Genomic DNA, 25,205 nt, shown 5'->3' on the forward strand with positions numbered 1-25,205 from the left:
AGACGGGAGAATATGTTAATAGGGAGAAAGGAAATTGATTCTCGGGAGATTTAAATACAATTCTAACTGGAAAGTAATCTTTTGACATATATGGAAAAGCTTTACCACAACTGTCAAAAAGCTTTTCCACATATATAATAAAGCTTTTCGACAGTTGTCAAACAATTAAAAAGTAACGAGAATCATATTCAAAAGTAACGGGAATAAGTGCTGGAAGTCATATACAGCGTATTCAAATACAAAGAGGCGATAACAAAAAAGGCAAGACCGGAAACCTCTCTTTCGAAAGGTTTTCCTGCCTTGCCTTTTTATCTTTATCTGAAATAGCGGAAGAAGAGTGAATTTATTCGGATTTCTTCTTCACAGATGTTATAATTTTCTGTTCGTTTGTATCAAAATCGACTACCATTGTATCACCTTCTGTAACCGATGAACGGATGATCAGTTCTGCCATCTCGTCTTCCAGGTATTTCTGGATAGCTCGTTTCAGCGGACGGGCGCCGAACTGTACATCATAACCTTTTGAGGCCACAAAATCTTTGGCTGCATCAGTAATCTCGAGTGAATAACCCAAATCTTTCACACGTTTGTACAAGCCTTTCAGTTCGATGTCAATAATCTTGTAAATGGCCTCTTTATCCAACTGATCGAACATGATGATATCATCAATACGATTCAGGAATTCGGGCGCAAATGCTTTGTTCAAGGCTTTATGGATTACACCTCTCGAGAAGTCTTTGTCCACTTCGCCTGCCATTTGTGTATTGAAACCGACACCACGGCCGAAATCTTTCAACTGGCGCGTACCGATATTGGAGGTCATGATCAGGATCGTATTCTTGAAATCAATCCGACGACCCAAACTGTCTGTCAGACGTCCTTCGTCGAGTACCTGCAACAACAGATTGAATACGTCCGGATGTGCCTTCTCTATTTCGTCGAGCAAGACAACCGAATACGGTTTCCGGCGAACCTTTTCCGTTAATTGTCCGCCTTCTTCATAACCAACGTATCCCGGAGGCGCTCCAATCAGACGTGACACGGCAAACTTCTCCAAGTATTCACTCATATCAATACGGATCAGCGCATCGGCCGAATCAAACAGATATTCTGCCAGCTTCTTGGCCAGATGTGTTTTACCAACACCCGTCGGTCCGAGGAACATAAACGTACCGATCGGCTTGTTCGGATCCTTCAGTCCGACACGGTTACGCTGAATAGCTTTCACAATCTTATGCACGGCATCATCTTGTCCGACTACCTTGCTCTTCAAGATATCCGCCATTTCCAGTAGACGGACATTTTCGGCTTTAGCAATTCGCTGTACCGGTACACCAGACATCATGGCAACAACTTCTGCCACTTTGTCTTCATCTACCGTTTCCCGATGTTCCTGCATTTCTTTTTCCCACTTGGCCTTGGCCGACTCCAAGTCCATCAGATACTGTCTTTCCTTATCCCGAAAACTGGCAGCCAGCTCAAAGTTCTGCGATTTCACCGCAGCCAGCTTTTCATTCTTCGTCTCTTCAATCTTGGCTTCCAGCTCTTCAATGCTTTTCGGCACTGTAATGTTCGAGATATGCACACGCGAACCGGCTTCGTCTAAAGCGTCGATGGCCTTATCCGGGAAATTCCGATCGCTAATATAACGCTCCGTCAATTTGACACACGCCGCCAACGCTTCCGGTGTATAATAAACATTGTGATGCTCTTCGTACCGGTCTTTGATGTTGTTCAGAATCTGCAACGTCTCTTCTGCGGTAGTCGGATCTACAATTACCTTCTGGAAACGACGCTCCAGAGCTCCATCTTTCTCGATGTTCTTACGATACTCATCCAACGTAGTAGCACCAATGCACTGAATCTCGCCTCTTGCCAATGCCGGTTTCAGCATATTGGCCGCATCCATCGAACCGGCAGCCGAACCGGCGCCGACAATCGTATGAATCTCATCGATAAACAAAATGATATTCGGGTTCTTGGAAAGCTCGTTTAGAATAGCCTTGATACGTTCCTCAAATTGTCCGCGGTATTTCGTACCTGCCACAATAGACGCCATATCCAGGCTGATAACCCGCTTGTCAAACAAAATGCGGGAAACCTTCCGTTGCACGATACGCATAGCCAAACCTTCCACGATGGCAGATTTACCTACGCCCGGTTCTCCAATCAATACCGGATTGTTCTTCTTGCGGCGGCTCAGGATCTGTGCCAGACGTTCGATTTCCTTTTCCCGGCCAACGATCGGATCCAGACGGTTTTCGGCCGCAGCCCGAGTCATATCTGTTCCAAAGTTATCCAATACCGGCGTATCATTGGGCGATTTCGACGGAGCAGAACCCGTATTGCCAGAAGAAGAGGAGCGAGGATTGTCACGACGAGAGAAGTTATCATCTTCATCTTCTTCGTCATCATCCGTATATCCGTCTTCGATTTCCATCAGTTCTTCGTCGTTCGGTTCACGGTCAGTATGTATGTAATCGGGTTCAGATTCTTCTCTCAACTTCTCGAAAAGCGAAGAATAAGAAATACCGGCATCCATCAGGATACGGGCTGCTACATTATATTCTTCGCGCACAATGGCAAGCAGCAGATGTTCGGTATCTGTTTGGTCTTTGTGTAGATTACGTGCTTCAGCATCGCTCATCCGCAGTACACGTTCTGTCGTTTTGCTGACGGTAATTTCCTGGGTAGAGTAATCAGAATCGACGGTATTCTTGATTTCCTGTTCGATCAGCCGTTTGATTGTAAACGGATCGACATGAAAATCCTCCAGCAATTGATAAGCTTTTCCTGAACCATCGCGAATAATACCCAGCATCAGGTGTTCGGGGCCGATATACGTATTCTGTAAACGGCCGGCTTCTTCACGACTGTATTCAATCACGTCAATCAATCTTTCTGAATATTTATTTTTCATCCTTATAATATATATAGGTGTATAATAAGAAATCTCCTTTAGTTTTGCGGGCAAATATTAAAACAAGTCCATTGCAGGTTTTGCCAATTCTCTAAAACCAATATACAAATTGCAAAGATAAACTTTCTTAGGCAAACTTTCTCTTGTGGCTCTTTAAAATTTATCCGCAAACCGTTACTAATACTTCTATCAAATACTATGCCATCATCCTTTAAATAGCTTTAGAATGGGTTAAAATATAATTTTTAGGCCGAATTTCTTTCGTAATCGGCGGAAAAGCCTTACTTTAGTGCACTTTTTAATAGATTCAAAATCTAGTGTAATTAATATAAAACTAAATGGTTGATCAAGACAGAATTATAAAGATTAACATTGAGGAAGAAATGAAATCGGCCTACATAGATTATTCTATGTCGGTCATTGTATCTCGTGCTCTTCCTGATGTACGTGATGGTTTCAAGCCTGTTCATCGCCGTATATTATATGGTATGAACATGATTGGAAACACATCCGATAAAAAACATCTGAAATCTGCAAGAATTGTTGGTGAAGTTTTAGGTAAATACCATCCGCATGGCGACAGTTCCGTTTACGGAGCTCTGGTTCGTATGGCTCAATGGTGGTCTATGCGATATACTTTGGTCGACGGCCAGGGAAACTTCGGTTCAATGGATAATGATAGTCCGGCTGCCATGCGTTATACAGAAGCACGCCTTAGCAAACTGGCTGAAGAAATGCTTCGAGATATAGATAAAGATACAGTTGATTTTCAGTTGAACTTTGATGATTCATTGAAGGAACCGACTGTATTGCCTACCCGTATTCCGAATCTGCTGGTAAACGGAGCTTCGGGTATTGCCGTAGGTATGGCAACCAATATGCCGACACACAATTTGTCTGAAGTACTTGACGGTTGTATGGCTTACATCGATTCTCGTGGAGAAATTGATATAGAGGGCTTGATGCAATACATTAAAGCTCCGGATTTCCCGACAGGAGCCACTATTTACGGTTACGACGGAGTAAAGGAAGCCTTCATGACCGGACGTGGCCGTATCGTACTGCGGGGTAAAGCGGAGATTGAAGTAGAGAATAATCACGAACAGATCATCATTACAGAAATACCTTATCAGGTTATCAAATCAGACCTGGTAAAAAGTATTGCCGATCTGGTCAACGAAAAACGTATTGACGGTATTTCGGATGTGACGGACGAATCAAGCCGTGCCGGTCTGCGTATCGTTGTAGATGTAAAACGCGATGCCAATGCCCAGGTCGTTCTGAACAAACTATATAAAATGACTGCTCTGCAGTCTTCTTTCAGTGTTAATAACATTGCCCTGGTCAATGGACGTCCGCGTCTGTTGAACCTGAAAGATCTGATCAAGGCGTTTGTTGACCATCGTCATGAAGTCGTAATTCGTCGTACACGGTATGATCTGGCAAAAGCCGAAGAGCGTGCCCATATCCTGGAAGGGTTGATTATTGCTTCCGACAATATTGATGAAGTAATTGCCATCATCAAATCGTCGACAAGTCCGCAGGAAGCGATTGAACGATTAATGGAACGCTTCTCTTTGTCTGACCGTCAGGCTAGAGCCATTGTTGAAATGCGTTTACGCCAGCTGACAGGACTAGAACAAGACAAACTGCGTGCAGAATACGAAGAATTGGAAAAACAAATTGCCTACTTGAAAGAGATCCTCGAGAATGATGACCTTTGTATGAAGATTATCAAAGACGAATTGCAGGAAATCAAAGACAAGTATGGAGATGAACGTAAGACAGACATCATCTATGCTTCGGAAGATCTGAATCCGGAAGATTTCTATGCAGATGATGAGATGATCATTACCATCTCTCATATGGGCTATATCAAGCGGACCCCGCTGGCCGACTTCAAGGCTCAGGGACGAGGTGGCATAGGAGTGAAGGGATCAGAAACACGTGATGAAGACTTTATCGAATATATTTATCCGGCATCTATGCATGCGACGATGATGTTCTTCACCTCGAAGGGCCGTTGTTTCTGGCTGCCGGTATATCAGATTCCGGAAGGAACAAAGAATGCCAAGGGCCGCGCTATCCAGAATCTGTTGAACATTGAACCAGATGATAAGGTACAGGCCTTTATCCGGGTTAAGAAACTGACTACCGACACCGAGTTCGTCAATTCTCATTATCTGTTGTTCTGTACCAAGAAAGGTATCATCAAAAAGACTTGCTTGGAAGCCTATTCGCGTCCACGTCAGAATGGTGTTAATGCTATTACCTTGCGTGAAGATGACGGCTTGATTCAGGTTTGTATGACAAATGGAGATCGGGAAGTCTTGATTGCCAACAGAAATGGTCGTGCTATCCGCTTCCATGAAAGTGCTGTCCGGGAAATGGGACGTACAGCATCAGGTGTTCGAGGCATGACTCTCGACGACGATGGTATGGATGAAGTAGTCGGCATGGTTTGCATCAAAGACAAAGAAAAAGAAACGACATTGGTTGTTTCCGAACAAGGTTACGGCAAACGTTCACATATTGATGACTACCGAATCACAAATCGAGGAGGAAAAGGTGTAAAAACTTTGAATATTACAGAGAAAACCGGTAAATTAGTGGCCTTCTTGAACGTGACGGATGAGAATGATCTGATGATTATAAATAAGTCAGGTATTACGATTCGTACCAAAGTATCTGATTTGAGTATTATTGGTCGTGCAACGCAGGGAGTACGTCTGATCAATTTAGGAAAACGAAATGATGAAATCGCTTCTGTATGCAAGGTATTGACTGATTCGGAAGAACAGGCAGCTGCTGAAAAAGCGAGCGGAGAGGCAAAAGATCAGTCACAGGCTGAAATGAATAATGAAAATATAATTCAGCCAAGAGAAGACAATTCATCCGAAGAATAATAACAAAAAACCGATAGATAAACAAATAGAATATTTATTTAAAAACTTTTATTTACAATGAAAAGAGTATTATTGACAGCAGCACTTTGTATGGCGTTTTCAGCTTCGTTTGCACAAAAGAAAGCTGTAAGTGAAGCACAGAGTTTGGCAAAGGGATCAAATCCTAATTTTGCAGAAGCCAGATCAATGATCAAAGGCGCTCTGGAAAATGCAGAAACGAAAGATCAGGCAAAGACATGGTACGTAGCTGGTTTCATCGAAGATCAGGAGTTCAGTATGGAAAGAACAAAACAAATGTTAGGTAGCCAGCCGAACGAACCGGTTATGTACACGGCTTTAGCAAACATTCTTCCGTACTTGGAAAAAGCTTATGAGTTGGATCAGCTTCCAAACGAAAAAGGAAAGATCAAACCGAAGTTCACAAAGGATATTAAGAGCATTTTAAGTGCTAACCATGTATATTACATCAACGGTGGTGCTTATTACTTCGATCAGAAAGATTATCCAAAAGCATATGATTTCTTCCAGCAGTATTTGGAAATCTCTGATCATCCAATGTTCAAAGATACTCCGACAGCTGCCCGCGATTCTAACTTCATGACTGTTCAGTTCTATGCAGCAGTAGCCGCTACTCAGTTGAAGGATTCACAGAAAGCAATTGCAGCTTTGGAACGTGCAAAGAATACAGACTATCGTCAGAACGATGTTTACCAGTATTTGTGCTATGAATACGAACAGGCTAAAGATACTGTCAACCTGGAAAAGACTTTGAAAGAAGGTATGGAAAAATTCCCGGATGAAAAGTATTATATGCTGAGCTTGATCAATAACTACATCTATTCAAACAGAAACGAACAAGCTATTGAATATCTGAATTCAGCTATTCAGAAAGACCCGAACAATGCACAGCTGTATGATGTAATGGGCCGTGTATACGAAACAGGTGTAAAAGATTATGCAAAAGCTGAAGAATACTTCAAGAAAGCAGTAGAACTGGATGGTGAAAATCCGGATATCTTGGCTAACTTAGGTCGTGTATATTACAATCAGGGTGTAAATAAATTGGGTGAAGCTAACTCAATTACAGATACTCAGAAGTATCAGGAAGAATCAGCTAAAGCTAAAGCTTTGTTTGAACAGGCTATGCCATATTTCGAAAAGGCACACCAGATGAAACCTGAAGAAAGAGATTACATGACAGCTTTACGTGGTATCTACTATAACTTGAATATGGGTGATAAGTTTGATGCTATCGAAGCAGAAATGAACAAGTAATTTTATATTGATCATTCAATAACAGAAAGCCTGCTCTTCTTTGAAGGGCGGGCTTTTTTATTTGACAAAACCACAACACTAAAAACAGAATCTACGACTGCATTTTAATCAACTTCTAATTTGCATTAAGCCTTTTCTAATTGCTTTCATGACGGCACTGTAACTGGCATCATCTATTTTTGCTGCACATTAAATGAATAAGAGAGCATGAAAAGGATGATGATTTTATCGCTGTTTACGTCAGTCTGCCTATCTGTTTACGGACAAGAGATTACGCAACAGCGGGTGACACTTCAAGAGGCTGAACAGTGTTTTATGACAAACAATCTGCAATTACTGGCTGCACACTATGAAATCAGTAAAGCAGACGCGGCTATTATCCAGGCCAGACTGTTTGAGAATCCTGTAATTTCGTTTGAGCAGAATGTTTATAACCGGCTAAACGGGCGTTATTTTGACTTTGGAAAAGACGGACAAACGGCAGTAGAACTGGAACAACTGATTTATATTGCCGGACAATACAACAATCGCATAAAACTGGAAAAAGCCAATAAAGAGATAGCTCAATATCAGTTTGAGGAAGTGGTTAGAACTTTGCGTAGCGAGCTCAAGAAAGACTTTATCCGTCTTTTCTATGCAATCCAGTCGCAACAGATCTATGAAACTGAAATCAGCTCGTTGGCAAAGGTTATTGAAACAGTCGGCCAGCAACACGAACAAGGGAATATTTCCTTACTTGAGCGAACTCGACTGGAAGCGTTATTACTCTCACTCCAGAAGGATAAGAATGAACTTAGCAGTCAGATTATTGATCTGCAGGCAGCCGTTAAGCTCCTGATGGGAATGCCAGCCGACCAACCCCTCGTTCCTTTCCTGAATGAATCCTTCTTACCATCTGTTGATCTGAAACATATTCCTTTCTCTGATTTACTGGAATTCATGCAAGTCAGGCCTGACGTCAAGCTGGCTGAAGCCCAGATACAAACATCTGTAGCAAACCAGAAACTTCAGAAATCATTAGCGTTCCCCGAAGTAAGTATAAAAGGGACGTACGACAAAGCAGGAAACTTTATCAATAACTATTGGGCAATCGGCGTGAATGTATCCATTCCCATTTTCAATCGAAATCAAGGAAATATAAAAGCTGCACGATTTGCCGTAAAACAGTCTCATAAACAAGAAGAACAGGCCAGAAGAGAAGCCGAAAATGAATTATTTTCAACTTACTCTCGCTTAGACAAAGCCCTTGAACTGTACAAAAAGACGAATTGTGAACTAACCGACAGACTGTCTGAGATAATTCGTGGAGTCAATCAGAATTTTCTGAAAAGGAATATCAGTCTGTTGGAATTCATTGATTATTATAACAGCTACAAAGAAATCTACTTGCAGATGAATCAGATCAAGCAAGATCTGTTTTTGGCAGTAGAAGATATTAATATCGTGACAGATCACAATGTATTCGTTTATTGACTTCTCATTTTAATAGGATACAAATAAAGAAATAAATTATGGAATATAAGAATTTATGGGTTTGCCTGTTGGTCTTACCCTTTGTCTTTTCGTGTACAAAAACTGGGAAAGAAGAACAAGAAAGCGAGCGTGAATTATTCTGCCTGACAGATAGTTTGAAACAAGTCATTAGCTTAGATACTGTTTTCTGCCAGCCATTAAAACGGGAACTATTATTGAACGGACGAATAGATTTTGATATGGATAAAGTTACTCCGGTCTATTCGATGTTAAGTGGCAATGTGGTGACTGTCAATGCCGCAGTTGGTGATTATGTAGAAAAGGGTAGTGTCTTGGCGTCAATACGAAGTCAGGAAATCGCTGAACTGTCTAAAGAACGCCAGGCAGCCGAACAACAAAAACGGGTAGCTGAAAGAAATCTGCAGGCGGCAGAAGATATGTACGCATCAGGTATGATTTCTGATCGCGACAGACTGGAAGCAAGCCAGGCTTTATCGGATGCGAATGCGGAATTACAACGAATACATAAATTGTATGATTTGTATCCGACCGATCATGATACCTATTATTTACTGAAGGCTCCGGTATCTGGTTTTATTACAGAAAGGAACATCAATGCCAATCGCTCAATCCGGCCAGATCAGGAAGAAGAGCTATTTACAATTGCAGGTTTAGAAAAAGTATGGGTTACAGCAGATGTTTATGAAAGCGATATTAATAAGGTAAAAGAAAAACAGCCTGTCAGAATAACAACTTTGACTTATAAAGATAAGGAATTTGCGGGAGAAGTGGATCGTATATACCAAGTATTGGACCAGGAAAGCAAAACGATGCGCATCCGAATCAAACTTGACAATCCAAAATATCTGCTGAAACCGGGTATGTTCGCGAATGTATATGTTACCCGGCAAGAAGACGAGCAAATGTTACCCTGTATTCCGGCAACCTCAGTCATTTTTGAGAATGGCCATCAATACGTGGTTATTGTATCTGCACAAGGATCATTCCAAAAGCGGGAAATAAGTATTTACAAGCAGAACCAAACAGTATGTTTTGTAGATAAAGGACTTGAACAAGGAGATGTTCTGGTCAATCATAATTCCCTTTTAGTTTACAATGCTTTAAAATAGTTTGACCATGCATTCATTTATTGACAAGATAATTACATTTTCACTGAAGAATAAATTCTTTATATTCTTTTGTACGGGATTAAGTATCCTTATTGGTATCGCCAGTTTCACCCATACTCCCATAGACGCCTTTCCGGATGTGACGAATACAAAAGTAACGATCATCACGCAATGGCCAGGACGCAGTGCCGAAGAAGTAGAGAAGTTCATAACGATCCCTATTGAAATTGCCATGAATTCGGTGCAGAAGAAAACGGATATTCGTAGTTCAACTTTATTTGGCCTATCTGTAGTCAACGTAATGTTTGAAGACCATGTAGATGATTTCTTTGCACGGCAGCAGGTATATAATCTATTAAATGATGCTGATTTACCCGAAGGCATAACTCCAGAAGTACAACCGCTGTATGGACCGACAGGGGAAATTTTCCGGTACACACTGCAAAGTAGCAAACGTTCTGTCAGAGAATTGAAGACATGGCAGGACTGGACCATCGAGCGAAAGCTGAGAGCCGTTCCTGGTGTAGCGGATATTGTCAGTTTCGGAGGAGAAGTAAAGACATTCGAAGTTAGTGTAAATCCCAATCAGCTGATGAGTTACGGGATTTCCACATTAGAATTGTATGAAGCCATTTCCAAAAGTAATCTGAACGTAGGTGGCGATATTATTACTAAAAGTTCACAAGCCTACGTTGTTCGTGGAATTGGATTAATAAACGATATCAAGGAAATTGAGAATATCGTTGTAAAGAATATCAACGGAACACCCATTTTAGTAAAACACTTAGCTACCGTTAAAGAATCTTGCCTGCCACGTTTAGGTCAGGTTGGCTGCATGGATAAAGATGATGTAGTAGAAGGAATTGTTGTCATGCGGAAAGGTGAAAATCCAGAACTGGTTATTAATGCCTTAAAAGATAAAATCAAGGAAATACAATCGGAACTGCCGGATGATGTCCGCATAGTTCCTTTCTACGATCGGGAAGATCTGGTACACCTGGCTGTACATACGGTTACGAAGAATCTGACGGAAGGACTTGTTTTCGTCATCTTTGTTATTCTGATCTTTATGGCAGACTGGAGAACGACCGTTATTGTTGCTGTTATCATCCCATTGGCATTATTGTTTGCGTTTATTTGTTTGCATGTCATGGGGATGAGTGCCAATCTGCTCTCAATGGGAGCTATAGACTTTGGTATCATTGTCGATGGAGCTGTCGTCATGACAGAAGGACTTTTTGTCATGCTTGACAAGAAAGCGAGGGAAGTCGGTATGCCGGCTTTCAATGTAATGAGTAAGATGGGAATCATCAGAAAAACTGCCAAAAGACAAGCGAAGTCTGTTTTCTTCTCCAAAATGATTATCATCACGGCTCTCATTCCCATTTTTTCTTTCCAGAAAGTAGAAGGGAAGATGTTCAGTCCACTGGCCTATACTTTAGGATTTGCTTTATTGGGAGCTCTTCTTTTTACCCTGACTTTAGTTCCTCTCCTGTCATCTATCTTGTTAAAGACAAATGTCAGAGAAAAACACAATCCGTTTTTGAATGTCGTAAATAAATACGCTTCAAACGTGTTTGAGTACTGTCATCGATGTCGGAAACGAGTTATAACAATAGCTACTCTTGTTGCTATTTTGGGTTTATGGAGCTTTACCTGGTTAGGAACAGAATTCCTCCCGCAGTTGAATGAAGGTTCAATTTATATCCGGGCAACTTTACCACAAAGCATATCTTTACAGGAATCCGTCAAGTTAGCCAACGAAATACGAGGAAAATTACTATCATATGATGAAGTAAGAAAAGTTTTGTCACAAACCGGGCGTCCAAACGACGGAACAGATGCGACTGGATTCTACAATATAGAATTTCATGTAGATATTTATCCCGAAAAGGAGTGGAAAAGCAAGCTTACCAAGAGTGAACTGATAGAGAAACTGCAAAACGACCTAAAAGTATATCCAGGGATAGATTTTAATTTTTCCCAGCCGATAACCGATAATGTTGAAGAAGCAGCCAGTGGAGTGAAAGGGTCCATCGCCGTCAAAGTATTTGGTAAAGATCTATATGAATCGGAGCAAACGGCGGATAAGATATATAATGTATTGCAGACAGTCGAAGGCATTGAAGACTTGGGCGTTATCAGGAATATTGGTCAACCAGAACTGAGGATTGAACTAAACGAAGCCAGTTTAGCCAGATATGGCGTTGCTAAAGAAGATATTCAGTCGATCATTGAAATGGCGATAGGAGGGAAAAGTGCTTCTTTGCTATACGAAGATGAACGGAAATTTCACATCATGGTTCGTTATGCGGAAGAATTCAGAAGAAATGAGGAAGAAATCGGTAAAATTTTAGTTCCGGCTAAAGATGGGGCAATGATTCCAATCCAAGAACTGGCCGATATCAAAACAATCACCGGACCGTTGATTATATACAGAGATAATCATACCCGCTTTTGTGCGGTGAAATTCTCTGTCAGGGGGCGGGATATGGGAAGTGCCGTAAAAGAAGCTCAACAGAAAGTATCTCAACAGGTTTCTCTCCCTGAGGGTTATACCTTGAAATGGACCGGCGATTTTGAGAATCAGCAACGAGCCAGTAAACGATTGGCGCAAGTTGTTCCTATCAGTATAGCTATTATTTTTATTATTCTGTTTGTTCTTTTTGGAAATTCAAGAGATGCTGGTCTGGTTTTATTGAATGTTCCTTATGCAGCAGTTGGAGGAATAGGTGCTTTGTTAATTACCGGATTTAATTTTTCCATTTCTGCTGGTATTGGATTCATTGCTCTTTTTGGTATTTGCATTCAGAATGGAGTTATTGTTGTTTCTGATATTAAGCAAAACCTGTGGAACGGATTAAAACTGGAAGACGCTATTCACCAGAGTGTAAAAGTCCGGGTACGTTCTGTCTTGATGACGGCTATGATGGCAACTATCGGTTTGATGCCAGCAGCTGTAAGTACTGGTATCGGATCCGAAAGTCAACGTCCGCTAGCTATTGTCATCATTGGAGGCTTGGTGACAGCAACCATTTTCACTTTATTTATATTCCCGTTGATGGTCGAAGCTGTCTACAGAATGGTTCTATTCGATAAAAATGGGAAATTAAAACAAAGAAAATTGTGAAGACGGTTGATATGATTTAATTTTGTGAAAATTCAATGCGAGAAATATGGCTAAAATTTTAGTGGCAGAAGATGAGATAAACATTGCTTCCTTCATTAAAAGGGGATTGGAAGAATTCGGTTATACTGTCGTAACGGCCAGCAATGGGGAAGAGGCTTGGGGTATGATTTGCCAAGAATCATTTGATCTATTGATGCTTGACATTATCATGCCCCAGATGGATGGCCTGCAACTTTGCCAGCTGTTCCGCCAGAAATTTGGATATGTTACTCCAATCCTTATGGTAACGGCTTTAGGAACTACTGATGACATTGTAGCTGGATTGGATGCAGGAGCCGACGATTATATATCTAAACCTTTTAGTTTTGCCGAATTACAGGCCAGATTACGGGCATTGCTGCGTAGGAGGGAGCCTCACCCTTCTGCGGCAATCCTGGAATGTGCAGACCTGCAATTAAACACAGCTACCCGGAGAGCTTATCGGAACGGACAGCCGATCGACCTGACAGTAAAAGAATGCCGGTTGTTGGAATTCTTTATGCACAATCAAGGCTCTGCACTGAGCCGGATGCAGCTCTTGCGGGAAGTCTGGGACAAGAATTTTGATACCAATACAAATATCGTAGATGTATATGTCAATTACCTCCGCTCTAAAATAGATAAAGGTTTTGACAAAAAATTGATTCATACGGTAGTAGGAGTCGGCTATATGATGGAAGCATGAAAACAGGAAACAAGATAGTTTGGGTATATACATGGCTTATCATGGGATTGGTTGTGTTCGTGGTGGTATTATTCTATATCCTCACAGCACGATCTATTAATAAAGTATATGAATCGTATCTGGCTGAACGAGCAATCGCTACAGCTGAAAAATATTGGGAACGGGATGAATTGGATGATGCAAGCTACGATCTGGTGCAAAAGCGTTATGATCAGGCATTACCAATTGCTAAGGAGTTAATTCTGAATGCAGATTCCATTATTAAGGCTAGAAAGTCATTATCCCGTTATTTATCGGACGAAGACATAAATGAATTGTATTCAAAACATATCGTACATTTTGAAGGAAAAGAACATCAATATGGTGTAGCCATTTATTATCCAGATAATGAAGGGAATTTTATCGTCTTAATTCGATCCAATAATCAATATGGTGCGGACATTATTGCTCGCATGGGCTGGTTACTGCTTGCAGCCTTTGGACTAACAGCTGTCCTTGTCTATGGAGTTGGTAAATTATATGCCGGACGTTTAGTGAACCAGATAGACGAAGCTTATCAAAATGAGAAATCTTTTATTAGTAATGCTTCTCATGAACTGAATAATCCGTTGACAGCCATTCAAGGAGAATGCGAAATAACGCTGTTGCGGGAACGAACTCCAGCAGAATATGCATCTGCCTTAGAACGTATTAAGTCTGAAAGCCAACGAATGATTATTCTGATGAAACACTTGCTATTTCTTTCTAGAGGAGACAAAGAAATCATTAATAGTGCTATCGAACCTATTCATTTACAGGATTTTTTTCAAACATTAGTAACTGATCCAGTTCGTTTTAAAAAGGAGGGCCCTGAGGTAATTGTTGAAGCCAATCCACATTTATTAGGTATTGCTATTCAAAACATTATCAACAACGCTTACAAATATTCGAAAGGAAAAGAAGTCGAAATACGTACTAAAGGTTACAATGTATATATTGAAGATCAAGGAATTGGTATTTCTTCAGATGACATCAAACGTATTTTCCAGCCATTTTATCGGGGTAAAAATGCAAGAGGTTTTGAAGGACAAGGCATTGGTTTGACATTATCTGTTCGGATTCTAAAATCATTCGGCGCTCGTGTAAAAATCAATTCAGAATTAAACAAGGGAACTCAAGTTCATATTTGTTTCCAGCCATCTTCAATATCAACACAGAGAAGTAAGTAAATTCAGTTATTCTGAGTATAATTATAATAGGAAGAACCCAAACAGGTATTTCATATATTTTCTATTTAACATAATCGTAATTATAAATCAATAGGGTTTCATTTGTAAAAGTGCAGTACTATGGAAACAGAACTAACGAGAATCGTTTTTATTTCTCGTTTATTTCGTTATCTATTTCCTTTTATTTTGTGATCAAAGTATTCAATTACATTTTATGGATTCCTTTTTAATGCTCCTGTCTTACATAAGAAAATTTGGCAGTAGCTCTATTGACAAACTGAAGAAATGTCATATAATATTTCTTTTTGTCTCTATAAACGACTTTGGTACTTAATTTGTAGAAAAATTAATGGCTTGCACGATTGAATAAACAAGCTAAATTAATCAGATAACAATAAAAAATATAAATATGAATAAGAATGGTAATATCGGGGTTACAAGTGAAAACATCTTCCCGATCATCAAAAAGTTCTTGTATAGTGATCACGAAATTTTCTTACGTGAACTCGTTTCAAATGCAGTCGATGCCACGCAGAAATTGAAGACATTGGCCTCAGTTGGTGAATTCAAAGGTGAAATGGGTGATCTGACAGTTCGTGTTAAATTCGACGATCAGACGATTACCATCTCTGATAGAGGTATTGGTATGACGGCTGAAGAAATCGATAAATATATCAATCAGATAGCCTTTTCAGGTGCTGAAGAATTTGTTGAGAAATATAAGAATGATGCAGCAGCAATCATCGGTCATTTCGGGTTGGGATTCTACTCCTCTTTCATGGTATCAAAGAAGGTAGAAATTGTTACCAAGTCATATAAAGAAGGCGCACAAGCTGTAAAATGGAGCTGCGACGGTACTCCTACTTATACCTTGGAAGAAACTGAAAAGGCAGACCGTGGTACTGATATTATTCTGTACATTGATGATGAAAATAAAGATTTTCTGAATCAACAGAAAATTACAGACCTGCTGAAGAAATACTGTCGTTTCTTGCCTGTTCCTATCGCATTCGGTAAAAAACAGGAATGGAAAGACGGTAAATATGTGGATACCGATGAGGATAATATTATTAATGATACGACACCGGCCTGGGTTCGTAAACCGGCTGATTTGAAAGATGAAGATTATAAAAAGTTCTATCAGGAACTTTATCCGATGTCAGACGAACCGCTTTTCTGGATTCACTTAAATGTGGATTATCCGTTTAATCTGACAGGTATTCTTTACTTCCCACGTATCAAGAGTAATATTGATTTACACCGGAACAAGATTCAGTTGTATTGCAATCAGGTATTCGTCACAGATTCTGTAGAAGGAATCGTACCTGAATTCCTTACATTGCTGCATGGTGTAATCGATTCACCGGATATCCCATTGAATGTTTCACGTTCCTATCTGCAGAGCGACCAGAATGTAAAGAAGATTTCAAGCCATATTACGAAAAAAGTAGCCGATCGCTTGGAAGAAATCTTCAAAACAGACCGGAAACAATTCGAAGAAAAATGGGATTATCTGAAGCTCTTCATTCAGTATGGAATGTTGACAGATGAAAAATTCTATGATCGTGCAGTTAAGTTTGCCTTGCTGAAAGACATTGATGATAAATATTATACGCTTGATGAATACAAGACGTTAATTAAAGACAATCAGACAGACAAAGACGGTACACTGGTTTATTTGTACACGACGAATAAGAATGAACAATACAGTTATATCCAGGCCGCCAAGGATAAAGGATACAGCGTATTGGTTATGAATGGTCAGTTGGATGTTCATGCTATTGGCCAGTTGGAACAAAAGTTGGATAAAGTCCGTTTCGTTCGTGTAGATAGTGATACAATCGACCGTTTGATTGCTAAAGAAGACGTCGGAAAAGTTTCATTGGAAGAACAACAGCGGGAAGCATTGCAGGAAATCTTCAAGAGCCAATTGCCTAAACTGGAAAAGACTGAGTTTATGGTCACTTTGGAAGCTTTAGGAGAAAATTCTAATCCTGTTGTACTGACACAAGGTGAATATATGCGTCGTATGCGTGAGATGTCGGCTATGCAGCCGGGAATGTCTTTCTACGGAGAAATGCCTGATAGCTATAATCTGGTAATTAATACAGATCACGCCTTAGTAAAAGACATTTTGGCAAGTGAAGAATCAGCATGTAATGAAAAATTACAGCCTATTCTGGCCGATATGAAGGGATGGAAAGCTCGTCAGTCAGATTTGCGTGAAACTCAAAATAGTAAAAAAGAAGAGGAAATCACGGAAGCTGAAAAAGAAGACATGACTAATACAAATAAAAAGATTGCAGAATTGCGTGTTGAGTGCAATAAGATTATTGCCGAATATGCAGCTAGCAACAAGAAAGTTAGTCAGTTGATTGACTTAGCCTTATTAAGCAACGGCTTACTGAAAGGCGAAGCTTTGAGCAACTTCATCAAACGCAGTGTTGACTTGATACATTGATAAAGGAATGAAATATTCAATTTATTAAGACTGAAAGAAAGAGATTGTCGGGAATCAATGAAGAGATTCCTGATAATCTCTTTTTTTATTAGAAACAGTTGATTTTATTTATGGAACAGGAAATTCAATTGAACGAACATAACAAGCAGGAATATCCTCCTATGCACACAACAGAACATATTCTAAACCAGACTATGGTTAGGATGTTTGGTTGCCCGAGGTCGAGGAATGCCCACATAGAACGGAAGAAGAGTAAATGCGATTACGAATTACCGGAAGCTCCTACCCCCGAACAAATGCAGGAAATTGAACGGCGAGTAAATGAAGTGATAGATCAGCATTTGCCGGTAACTATTGAATTCATGCCAAGAGAAGCAGCAGCAGCCATTGTTGATTTAAGTAAATTACCAGAGGATGCAAGTTCAACTCTTCGGATTGTGCGCATCGGAGACTATGATGCGTGTGCCTGCATAGGAGCGCATGTGCAAAACACCTCAGAAATAGGACATTTCAAGTTGCTCACATACGACTATAACGAAGGGCGTTTGCGTTTGCGATTCAAACTTATAGAATAAAAAATGCAAAGCTGTACCGAAATAAAAATATTTTTATGTAAGTTTGCATGTATAAATGACCATATTTTTTAAATAGACAATATTATGACAATTGATCAGTTTAATTTTGCCGGTAAAAAGGCAATTGTTCGCGTGGACTTCAATGTACCTCTCGACGAAAATGGTAAAATTACAGATGATACCCGTATTCGTGGTGCTCTGCCTACATTGAAAAAGATTTTGGCAGACGGTGGTAGCTTAATCATTATGTCTCACATGGGCAAACCGAAAGGAAAGGTAAACGCCAAGTATTCATTGAGCCAAATTGTTGATGCTGTATCAGCTCAGCTGGGTGTTCCTGTTAAATTTGCTCCAGATTGTGCAAAAGCAGGCGACGCTGCTGCTGCATTGAAACCAGGAGAAGTTCTTCTGTTGGAAAACTTACGTTTCTATCCGGAAGAAGAAGGTAAACCTGTAGGCATTGAAAAAGAAGATCCAGGCTACGAAGAAGCAAAGAAGGCTATGAAGGCTTCTCAAAAAGAATTCGCAAAAACTTTAGCTTCTTATGCTGATTGTTATGTAAATGATGCATTTGGTACTGCACACCGTAAGCATGCATCAACAGCTGTTATCGCTGATTATTTTGATGCTGACCATAAGATGTTAGGCTACCTGATGGAAAAAGAAGTACAGGCTGTAGATAATGTATTAAGCAATATCAAACATCCGTTTACTGCTATCATGGGTGGTTCTAAAGTATCCACAAAAATTGGTATTATTGAAAACCTGATGGACAAGGTAGATAACTTGATCTTATGTGGTGGTATGACTTACACATTTGCTAAGGCTCAAGGTGGAAAGATTGGTATGTCTATCTGCGAAGATGATAAGCTGGACTTGGCTTTGGACATCATTGCTAAAGCTAAAGCTAAAGGTGTTAACCTGGTATTAGGTACAGACTGTGTAGCAGCTGATGCATTTTCAAATGATGCCCACACTATGATCTGCCCGGCTAACGATGTTCCTGATGGTTGGGAAGGTTTGGATGCTGGTCCTGAGACTCGTAAGGCTTTTGCAGATGCTATTAAAGGTGCTAAGACAATCCTTTGGAACGGTCCTGCTGGTGTATTTGAATTTGATAACTTTACTGCAGGTTCACGTGCTATTGCTGAAGCTATTGCAGAAGCAACAGCTAACGGTGCTTTCTCATTAATTGGTGGGGGTGACTCAGTTGCTTGTATCAACAAATTTGGTATGGCAGACAAGGTTTCTTACATCTCTACAGGTGGTGGTGCTTTGTTGGAAGCTATCGAAGGTAAAGTTTTACCGGGTATCGCTGCAATCAAAGGTGAATAATTAGCACTAACGTTATAAAACTAAAGGGAGAAAATGAGGTTAAAACCCGATTTTCTCCCTTTTTCTTTTTATCATTATTCCTGACTAAAAACAGAAAAATGATTTATATCTCTAATGCTCCAATTATTTCCTTTACAGATTTGAACCCGTGCCGATCACAGTAGTCATTGATTCCATCTATTACCTGAATAGAAATGGTAGGATCTATAAAATTATAAGTTCCAATCTGTATAGCTGTTGCTCCCGCCAACATAAATTCAACAGCATCTTTCCAATTAGATATACCTCCTAACCCGATAATCGGAATGTTCAAAACCTTGGCGCTCTGCCATACCATCCGGAGGGCAACGGGCTTAACGCAAGGCCCCGAAAGACCTCCAGTTATTGTAGATAAAACTGGTTTTCGTTTTTCAGCATTAATAGCCATTCCCATCATTGTATTGATCATAGAAACAGCATCTGCTCCTTCTGCTTCAACTGCCCGGGCGATCTCGGTTATATCTGTTACATTTGGTGAAAGTTTTACAATAAGGGTCTTTGGATAAGCCTTACGAACTGCCCGGACAACCTCCGCAGCTCCATGGGCTGTTACACCAAACGACATACCTCCTTGTTTGACATTCGGGCAGGATATATTCAGCTCAATAGCCGGGATCCGATCCAGTTCAGCTATTTTTTCAGCACATTCCACATAAGTTTCAACTGAAGATCCACTTACATTCACAATCATATTCGTATCAATATCCTTAATTTCTGGATAAATATGATCCGCAAAATATTGAGCACCCTTATTTTGTAACCCGACTGCATTAAGCATTCCTGCCGGTGTCTCTGCCATTCTCGGGTACGGATTACCTTCGCGCGGTTGTATGGTTGTTCCTTTAACAAAAATACCTCCTAAACGGGAAATGTCAATAAAATCAGCATATTCTATGCCATATCCAAACGTGCCTGATGCAGTCATTACCGGATTCTTCAACTGCAAATTTCCTATATTAACACTTAGTTCAGCCATGATAATTTTTCAATATTAAAAACAGGTCCTTCCGTACATACACACACATGATGTTCGTCTTTGGTCTTCTCTACACAACAAAGACAAGCACCAATACCACAAGCCATAGTGTTCTCTAAAGAGACTTCACAAGCTATTGACTCTCCAGCAGCATATTTAGCAACTGCCATCATCATTGGCTTAGGCCCACACGTATAAATCTGATCAAAATGAACTGATTGCAATACAGAGTGATTGGTAACATACCCTTTTTCTCCCATCGAACCATCTTCTGTAGTTACGTATACCTTTCCATATTGCTCAAACAGGTCCAACTGGAGTAAATCATTCTTAGAACGAGCACCCAACAAGAATATAGGTTCACATCCCATTTCTTTCAGACGGGCTCCCAAATATAGCATGGGGGCCGTGCCGACACCACCACCAATCAAAAGCAACTTCTTCGCTTCACCCAGATTTGGCAAAGAGAATCCGTTTCCTAATGGCAGCAAAATGTTTATTAAATCCCCTCTTTTTGCTTCGGCTAACTTGCGGGTTCCATCACCAACCAACTGAATCAATAACCAGAGCTCATTTGTCTGCTTATCAACAAAGTTAACGGATATTGGGCGCCTCAAGAAGGTTGTAGCTGAATTGGCTACTCTAACTTGTACAAATTGGCCGGGATTCATATCCGGCAAGGGTTCATCTGCTGTAAGCTTTAGCAGACAATAATTATGATGAAGCCGACAATTTTCCGTCACCTTCATATCAAGCATATACTTCTTCATATCTAAATGATTACAAAGTTTTCCTACAAAGATACAAAAGAAACAAATATAAATATAGGATTCCTGCCGTTGATGCAAATATTATTCTTCATCTACGCGCTCAGGAACAAACGTATCATAAGTATTATCTGAATAAAATACCATAATTCGACTAACGGTTTTACTCGTTTTTTCTACGGATATAGCCATTTGTTCCTCCAATGGCTCTCTTTCCGTGTTAAGAGCTGCTTGCGAAACTTCTACATGATCATCAGCCATTAAATGCAGTTGAGGTGGAGTTTTAGCCTGGTCTTCTGCCTGCTCTACTGAAGAATCACTGCTACGTAACATTTCTCCTTTACCGAATAATAACCAATCCGGATTCAGCTGTGGGTAGCGATGCAATATTTTTAGCATAACATCCAAACTTGGATTATTCCGTCCAGATATGATGTGTGACATCGCCGCACGCTGAATTCCTATAGCACTGGCAAACTGTGCTTGACCCATTCGTTCTCGTTCCATTATTTTCACGATCCGATCCTTCATATTTACAACTTCATAGTCCATAGAATCTGTCATTTTGTCTTATTCGTAGCAATTTGAATGCTTGTTATACAACAATACAAAGGTAAACAATATTTGTAAACAATCAAATTTATTGTTATAAAAATATACACATCATTTTGTAAACCTAAATATACAATTGTTTCATGTAAGTTATGTTTCCAAAAATATACTCATTAAACTATCACTTGAATAATAAATATCAAATATCTGGTAATAAATGTATTATATATGAATAAATACATCTTTAATTTACAAATGTAAGCTAGAATAACTGTTGACAAACTTATAATTTTATCCGTTAGTTTAAATTTTAGTTGTATAAAACTGGTATTATTATAGATATTATTCACTTCAAAAAGAAGTATACTATCCCCTATTACATTTATATATGTATACAAATCAGGTATGAATACATTTGTATCCATATTTATTTTTCATTATTTTGTATATTAATGTATTCAGATTAATCTTACATTTTGTTTCATTACATTTGTATACTCCCATGGATTCGTTTACATTGCTTTATGTATGGCTTATATTGTCTTTATATTTATGACAAAATGACATAATATTCCCCGACCATTATTTACAGTAAAACTTTTTATATAGATAAATTGTCTAAACAGCCTGATTTTGGACATATTTCCCATCACATGTACAAATGCTTTCAAATATTTGAATTTTGAAGGGGTTAAATTGGATATAAATAACAGAATATCAACTAAAAAAGGCTATTTTTCTGATTTGAATAAAAATTCATTTCAGAAGAATAGCCTTAAAATTGCTTTCTATTGTCTGTAAAAGATAAATTCTAATGTAGAATTTTATAAAGAAGGTATTTCATGATTTCTCCATTGTCTGTTGAAACATTGCCGACACCTTTCGACTGGGCATCTGCTAATCGGATCTCAGCAATGACATTAAAAACTTTCATGGCCGAATAATTTCTTAGTCCTGCCGTGTAATCTTTCAACTGAAAGTTCGCCCGAATTCCTAATGCCTGCATGAGTCCACTTTCCGAACGATCTTTGGTATAATAGCAAATCAGCAGATTTGAGAAATAGTTAAATAATACAGCAAGTATAGCCTGTATGGGATTACTTTTTGGATTATCCTTGAAGTATTGAATGATTCGATTTGCCTTCAAAATATCTTTCGTGGAAATAGCTCGGAGGAGCTCGAAGTTATTGTATTCTTTACTTATGCCGACATTTTGTTCTACCAGCTCCGGCGTGACACGATTTAAGCCTTTTTCAGCTAAGATAATTTTCAGCTTATCTAATTCCTTATCCAATCTATTTAAATCGTTTCCCAGGCAATCTGAGAGCATTTGAGCGGCTTTAGGATCAATAGTCAGGGAACGTGATTGAAAATGACCTGTAATAAAAGACGGAATTTTATATTCCGGTATCTTTTTTGATTCGAATAAAATACCGTTATTTTCAACAGCCGATGCTAATGATTTGCGGCGATCAAGCGTCTTGTATTTATAATTAATCACTAAGATTGTTGATGCCAATGGCTTTTTAACGTAAGTCGCCAGCACCTCTATATCTCGCATCTGCTGGGCTTCACGTACGACGATCAATTGATATTCCGACATCATCGGGAATCTTCGTGCCGCATTAATGATTGTTACGGCATCTGTTTCTGCTCCATAAAGTAGCAACTGATTGAAATCCTTTTCAGATTCCTCCAGTACGGTAGCAAGCAATAAGTCTGTTATCTTGTCGATAAAGTAGGGCTCTTCACCCATTAAAACATAGACCGGGCTGAAATGTCTGTTCTGAATGTCACGACATATTTCTTCAAACGTATATTCTTTTTTTGCCATAGGTTGTTACCAACTAAACAGGATATGTTGAATCGTTTTTTTCTCATCGATAATTTGTTTCAAAGACTCCATGCCTAAATGTACATGTTCTTCAACAAAAAGACGAGTCACTTCTTTGTCGCTTGCTTCTGTTTTAATTCCCCCTTCTTCCAAAGGCATATCTGAGATCATAAGCAAGGCGCCCGTAGGAATTTTATTCGCAAAACCCGCAGTCAATAATGTAGCCGTCTCCATATCAATCCCGGTTGCGTGGGTTTTTTTCAAATAATCTTTGAAATCTGAATCATATTCCCAGACCCTCCGATTGGTTGTATAAACAGTGCCTGTCCAATAATCCTTGCCATGGTCACGTATAGCTGAAGAAATAGCTCTTAACATGGAAAAGGCAGGAAGTGAAGGTACTTCTGGGGGCAAGTATTCATTAGAGGTTCCTTCGCCACGGATGGCTGCGATCGGCAGTAAATAATCCCCTAAATGGTTTACTTTTTTCAAACCGCCACACTTTCCCAGAAATAATACAGCGTCTGGTTTGATAGCCGACAGCAAGTCCATAATTGTGGCAGCATTCGAGCTACCCATTCCAAAATTAATAATAGTCATACCATCTGCTGCTGCATTGGGCATGGAACTTTTTAATCCTAAAATTGGAACTTTATAGTATTCGGCAAAAATCTCAACATATTTAGTAAAATTGGTCAGCAAGATATGCTTGGTAAAATCTTCCAGCCTTCGCTCCGTATAACGCGGCAACCAATTCTCCACAATTTCCTGTTTCGTTTTCATATTGGCAATATTATTCTTGTTTTATGAATAGTTCTCAACTATCAAAAACAAATGTACAATAAAATTAGAAATTTAATGATCCAGTTACCGCACAAATGCCAATGAACTCAATTTCTTTTATACTTTTGTATGTATTTATCTGGTTAATATGAACAATTTAACTTTACCTGATTTTCCGGCCCGGATCACTGAGAAAAATGGCAAAACATTTATCTTTGATAAAGTACGGAAAAAGCATGTCTCACTGACTCCTGAAGAATGGGTCCGACAACATTTTGTAAATTACCTGATTACGGAAAAGCATTATCCCATTGAGATGATAGCCAATGAAGTATCTATCAAGTTACATAATACTTCGAAGCGCTGTGATACAATTATCTTTAATGCAGAACAGAGACCTTTCATCATAGTGGAATACAAAGCGCCACATGTGGAAATTACAGAAGAAGTATTCCGCCAAATTCTTCGTTATAACATGTCTTTACATGCCCGTTATCTGATCGTGAGTAATGGCATAAGGCATATCTGCTGTCAGATAGATTATGAGAAGCAAACGTATGCGTTTCTGAAAGATATTCCAACATTTAGTGATGCCATAAAATAGACTGAATTTTCTAAGTATATAGTTCGCACATCAAAACTAACGAGAATTGAATTTGATTCTCGTATGAATGAATTTGATTCTCGGGAGCAATAAACAAAGTATTTCTATAAACTAAGAATGGCGGTAAATTATACAAAATAAAAAAGCTAGATATTTCATCCCTGAAATATCCAGCTCATCAGTTTACAAAATTTCTTCTGTCGTCTACACACTAACACTCACACTCTCCAATCATTACACTTTCTTATTATGGGCAGCAAGAAAGCTGACTGAATCAGCCGGATGATGCTCCTGAAATTTTTTATCAAGATTCATAGAACTATCTAATCCAAACTGATACTCATGCTCTTTTTGTTCATCATGATCGAAGAACAAAGAGTAAATCAGAATTACTGTAAAAAAAGATAATATCAATGGTTTCATAAGCTATTTCTATTTACGATTCTTTATTAGCTTAGATGTAATATAAACGTAATATGCTGCATAATTATTGTCCTTTTATTCAAAAAAACG

The 25,205-nt window shown here is 39.3% G+C and carries 18 protein-coding genes; 11 read left to right on the top strand and 7 right to left on the bottom strand.

Annotation, left to right across the window (positions count from 1 at the left end; translation table 11 throughout):
• Positions 1-343 precede the first annotated feature (343 nt).
• Positions 344-2,920 carry an ATP-dependent Clp protease ATP-binding subunit gene (locus NEE14_RS03095; protein WP_251966378.1) on the bottom strand — a complete coding sequence of 859 codons (2,577 nt, stop codon included), beginning with the start codon at positions 2,918-2,920 and terminating at the stop codon, positions 344-346.
• A 338-nt stretch (positions 2,921-3,258) separates the two neighbouring features.
• Between NEE14_RS03095 and gyrA the strand changes: the two genes are divergently transcribed.
• The 10 genes from gyrA to NEE14_RS03145 all read left to right on the top strand — a co-directional run bounded on the left by gyrA (position 3,259) and on the right by NEE14_RS03145 (position 19,137).
• Positions 3,259-5,826 (top strand): DNA gyrase subunit A, encoded by a 2,568-nt coding sequence (gene gyrA, locus NEE14_RS03100; RefSeq protein ID WP_251966379.1) that lies wholly within the window; start codon positions 3,259-3,261, stop codon positions 5,824-5,826.
• 57 nt (positions 5,827-5,883) lie between these two features.
• Positions 5,884-7,101, top strand: coding sequence for a tetratricopeptide repeat protein (locus NEE14_RS03105; protein WP_251966380.1), 1,218 nt, complete (start codon positions 5,884-5,886; stop codon positions 7,099-7,101).
• A 207-nt stretch (positions 7,102-7,308) separates the two neighbouring features.
• Positions 7,309-8,574 (top strand): TolC family protein, encoded by a 1,266-nt coding sequence (locus tag NEE14_RS03110; RefSeq protein ID WP_251966381.1) that lies wholly within the window; start codon positions 7,309-7,311, stop codon positions 8,572-8,574.
• Positions 8,575-8,612: 38 nt separating this feature from the next.
• The gene (locus NEE14_RS03115) at positions 8,613-9,704 is read left to right on the top strand and encodes an efflux RND transporter periplasmic adaptor subunit (RefSeq protein ID WP_251966382.1); all 1,092 of its coding nucleotides are present in this window, start codon (positions 8,613-8,615) and stop codon (positions 9,702-9,704) included.
• 7 nt (positions 9,705-9,711) lie between these two features.
• The gene (locus NEE14_RS03120; RefSeq protein WP_251966383.1) at positions 9,712-12,834 is read left to right on the top strand and encodes an efflux RND transporter permease subunit; all 3,123 of its coding nucleotides are present in this window, start codon (positions 9,712-9,714) and stop codon (positions 12,832-12,834) included.
• A gap of 46 nt (positions 12,835-12,880) precedes the next feature.
• Positions 12,881-13,558, top strand: coding sequence for a response regulator transcription factor (locus NEE14_RS03125; RefSeq protein WP_251966384.1), 678 nt, complete (start codon positions 12,881-12,883; stop codon positions 13,556-13,558).
• Positions 13,555-14,766 carry a sensor histidine kinase gene (locus tag NEE14_RS03130; protein ID WP_251966385.1) on the top strand — a complete coding sequence of 404 codons (1,212 nt, stop codon included), beginning with the start codon at positions 13,555-13,557 and terminating at the stop codon, positions 14,764-14,766. Before NEE14_RS03125 ends, NEE14_RS03130 begins: the two co-directional genes overlap by 4 nt.
• Positions 14,767-15,175: 409 nt before the next feature.
• On the top strand, positions 15,176-17,227 hold the full coding sequence (htpG, locus tag NEE14_RS03135; protein WP_251966386.1) for a molecular chaperone HtpG: 2,052 nt from the start codon (positions 15,176-15,178) through the stop codon (positions 17,225-17,227).
• 110 nt (positions 17,228-17,337) lie between these two features.
• Entirely contained in the window at positions 17,338-17,802 is a 465-nt protein-coding gene (locus NEE14_RS03140) for a hypothetical protein (RefSeq protein WP_251966387.1), read from the top strand.
• 84 nt (positions 17,803-17,886) lie between these two features.
• Positions 17,887-19,137, top strand: a complete 1,251-nt coding sequence (locus NEE14_RS03145) for a phosphoglycerate kinase (RefSeq protein ID WP_251966388.1) — start codon at positions 17,887-17,889, stop codon at positions 19,135-19,137.
• A gap of 103 nt (positions 19,138-19,240) precedes the next feature.
• On the opposite strand, the gene NEE14_RS03150 is transcribed toward NEE14_RS03145, so the two are convergent.
• The 5 genes from NEE14_RS03150 to NEE14_RS03170 all read right to left on the bottom strand — a co-directional run bounded on the left by NEE14_RS03150 (position 19,241) and on the right by NEE14_RS03170 (position 24,088).
• Positions 19,241-20,152, bottom strand: coding sequence for a dihydroorotate dehydrogenase (locus tag NEE14_RS03150; RefSeq protein WP_251966389.1), 912 nt, complete (start codon positions 20,150-20,152; stop codon positions 19,241-19,243).
• Positions 20,140-20,922, bottom strand: coding sequence for a dihydroorotate dehydrogenase electron transfer subunit (locus NEE14_RS03155; protein ID WP_251966390.1), 783 nt, complete (start codon positions 20,920-20,922; stop codon positions 20,140-20,142). The genes NEE14_RS03150 and NEE14_RS03155 overlap by 13 nt, the downstream gene beginning before the upstream one ends.
• 81 nt (positions 20,923-21,003) lie before the next feature.
• Positions 21,004-21,471 (bottom strand): helix-turn-helix domain-containing protein, encoded by a 468-nt coding sequence (locus NEE14_RS03160; RefSeq protein WP_251966391.1) that lies wholly within the window; start codon positions 21,469-21,471, stop codon positions 21,004-21,006.
• A gap of 811 nt (positions 21,472-22,282) precedes the next feature.
• Positions 22,283-23,305: a DNA polymerase III subunit delta gene (gene holA, locus NEE14_RS03165; RefSeq protein WP_251966392.1), complete on the bottom strand. Its 1,023-nt coding sequence runs from the start codon at positions 23,303-23,305 to the stop codon at positions 22,283-22,285.
• Between the two features lie 6 nt (positions 23,306-23,311).
• Complete coding sequence (locus NEE14_RS03170) at positions 23,312-24,088, bottom strand: AMP nucleosidase (RefSeq protein ID WP_251966393.1); 777 nt, start codon at positions 24,086-24,088, stop codon at positions 23,312-23,314.
• A gap of 148 nt (positions 24,089-24,236) precedes the next feature.
• Between NEE14_RS03170 and NEE14_RS03175 the strand changes: the two genes are divergently transcribed.
• Complete coding sequence (locus tag NEE14_RS03175; RefSeq protein WP_251966394.1) at positions 24,237-24,692, top strand: type I restriction enzyme HsdR N-terminal domain-containing protein; 456 nt, start codon at positions 24,237-24,239, stop codon at positions 24,690-24,692.
• A gap of 234 nt (positions 24,693-24,926) precedes the next feature.
• On the opposite strand, the gene NEE14_RS03180 is transcribed toward NEE14_RS03175, so the two are convergent.
• Positions 24,927-25,115: a hypothetical protein gene (locus tag NEE14_RS03180; protein WP_251966395.1), complete on the bottom strand. Its 189-nt coding sequence runs from the start codon at positions 25,113-25,115 to the stop codon at positions 24,927-24,929.
• Between the last annotated feature and the right edge of the window lie 90 nt (positions 25,116-25,205).

Origin of the sequence: Parabacteroides sp. AD58 (assembly GCF_023744375.2) — a bacterium.
Lineage (GTDB): Bacteria > Bacteroidota > Bacteroidia > Bacteroidales > Tannerellaceae > Parabacteroides > Parabacteroides absconsus.

Excerpts from the sequence above, each read along its gene's own strand:
- NEE14_RS03095 (WP_251966378.1), bottom strand. The coding sequence starts at position 2,920 with ATGAAAAATAAATATTCAGAAAGATTGATTGACGTGATTGAATACAGT.
- gyrA (WP_251966379.1), top strand. The coding sequence starts at position 3,259 with ATGGTTGATCAAGACAGAATTATAAAGATTAACATTGAGGAAGAAATG.
- NEE14_RS03105 (WP_251966380.1), top strand. The coding sequence starts at position 5,884 with ATGAAAAGAGTATTATTGACAGCAGCACTTTGTATGGCGTTTTCAGCT.
- NEE14_RS03110 (WP_251966381.1), top strand. The coding sequence starts at position 7,309 with ATGAAAAGGATGATGATTTTATCGCTGTTTACGTCAGTCTGCCTATCT.
- NEE14_RS03115 (WP_251966382.1), top strand. The coding sequence starts at position 8,613 with ATGGAATATAAGAATTTATGGGTTTGCCTGTTGGTCTTACCCTTTGTC.
- NEE14_RS03120 (WP_251966383.1), top strand. The coding sequence starts at position 9,712 with ATGCATTCATTTATTGACAAGATAATTACATTTTCACTGAAGAATAAA.
- NEE14_RS03125 (WP_251966384.1), top strand. The coding sequence starts at position 12,881 with ATGGCTAAAATTTTAGTGGCAGAAGATGAGATAAACATTGCTTCCTTC.
- NEE14_RS03130 (WP_251966385.1), top strand. The coding sequence starts at position 13,555 with ATGAAAACAGGAAACAAGATAGTTTGGGTATATACATGGCTTATCATG.
- htpG (WP_251966386.1), top strand. The coding sequence starts at position 15,176 with ATGAATAAGAATGGTAATATCGGGGTTACAAGTGAAAACATCTTCCCG.
- NEE14_RS03140 (WP_251966387.1), top strand. The coding sequence starts at position 17,338 with ATGGAACAGGAAATTCAATTGAACGAACATAACAAGCAGGAATATCCT.
- NEE14_RS03145 (WP_251966388.1), top strand. The coding sequence starts at position 17,887 with ATGACAATTGATCAGTTTAATTTTGCCGGTAAAAAGGCAATTGTTCGC.
- NEE14_RS03150 (WP_251966389.1), bottom strand. The coding sequence starts at position 20,152 with ATGGCTGAACTAAGTGTTAATATAGGAAATTTGCAGTTGAAGAATCCG.
- NEE14_RS03155 (WP_251966390.1), bottom strand. The coding sequence starts at position 20,922 with ATGAAGAAGTATATGCTTGATATGAAGGTGACGGAAAATTGTCGGCTT.
- NEE14_RS03160 (WP_251966391.1), bottom strand. The coding sequence starts at position 21,471 with ATGGACTATGAAGTTGTAAATATGAAGGATCGGATCGTGAAAATAATG.
- holA (WP_251966392.1), bottom strand. The coding sequence starts at position 23,305 with ATGGCAAAAAAAGAATATACGTTTGAAGAAATATGTCGTGACATTCAG.
- NEE14_RS03170 (WP_251966393.1), bottom strand. The coding sequence starts at position 24,088 with ATGAAAACGAAACAGGAAATTGTGGAGAATTGGTTGCCGCGTTATACG.
- NEE14_RS03175 (WP_251966394.1), top strand. The coding sequence starts at position 24,237 with ATGAACAATTTAACTTTACCTGATTTTCCGGCCCGGATCACTGAGAAA.
- NEE14_RS03180 (WP_251966395.1), bottom strand. The coding sequence starts at position 25,115 with ATGAAACCATTGATATTATCTTTTTTTACAGTAATTCTGATTTACTCT.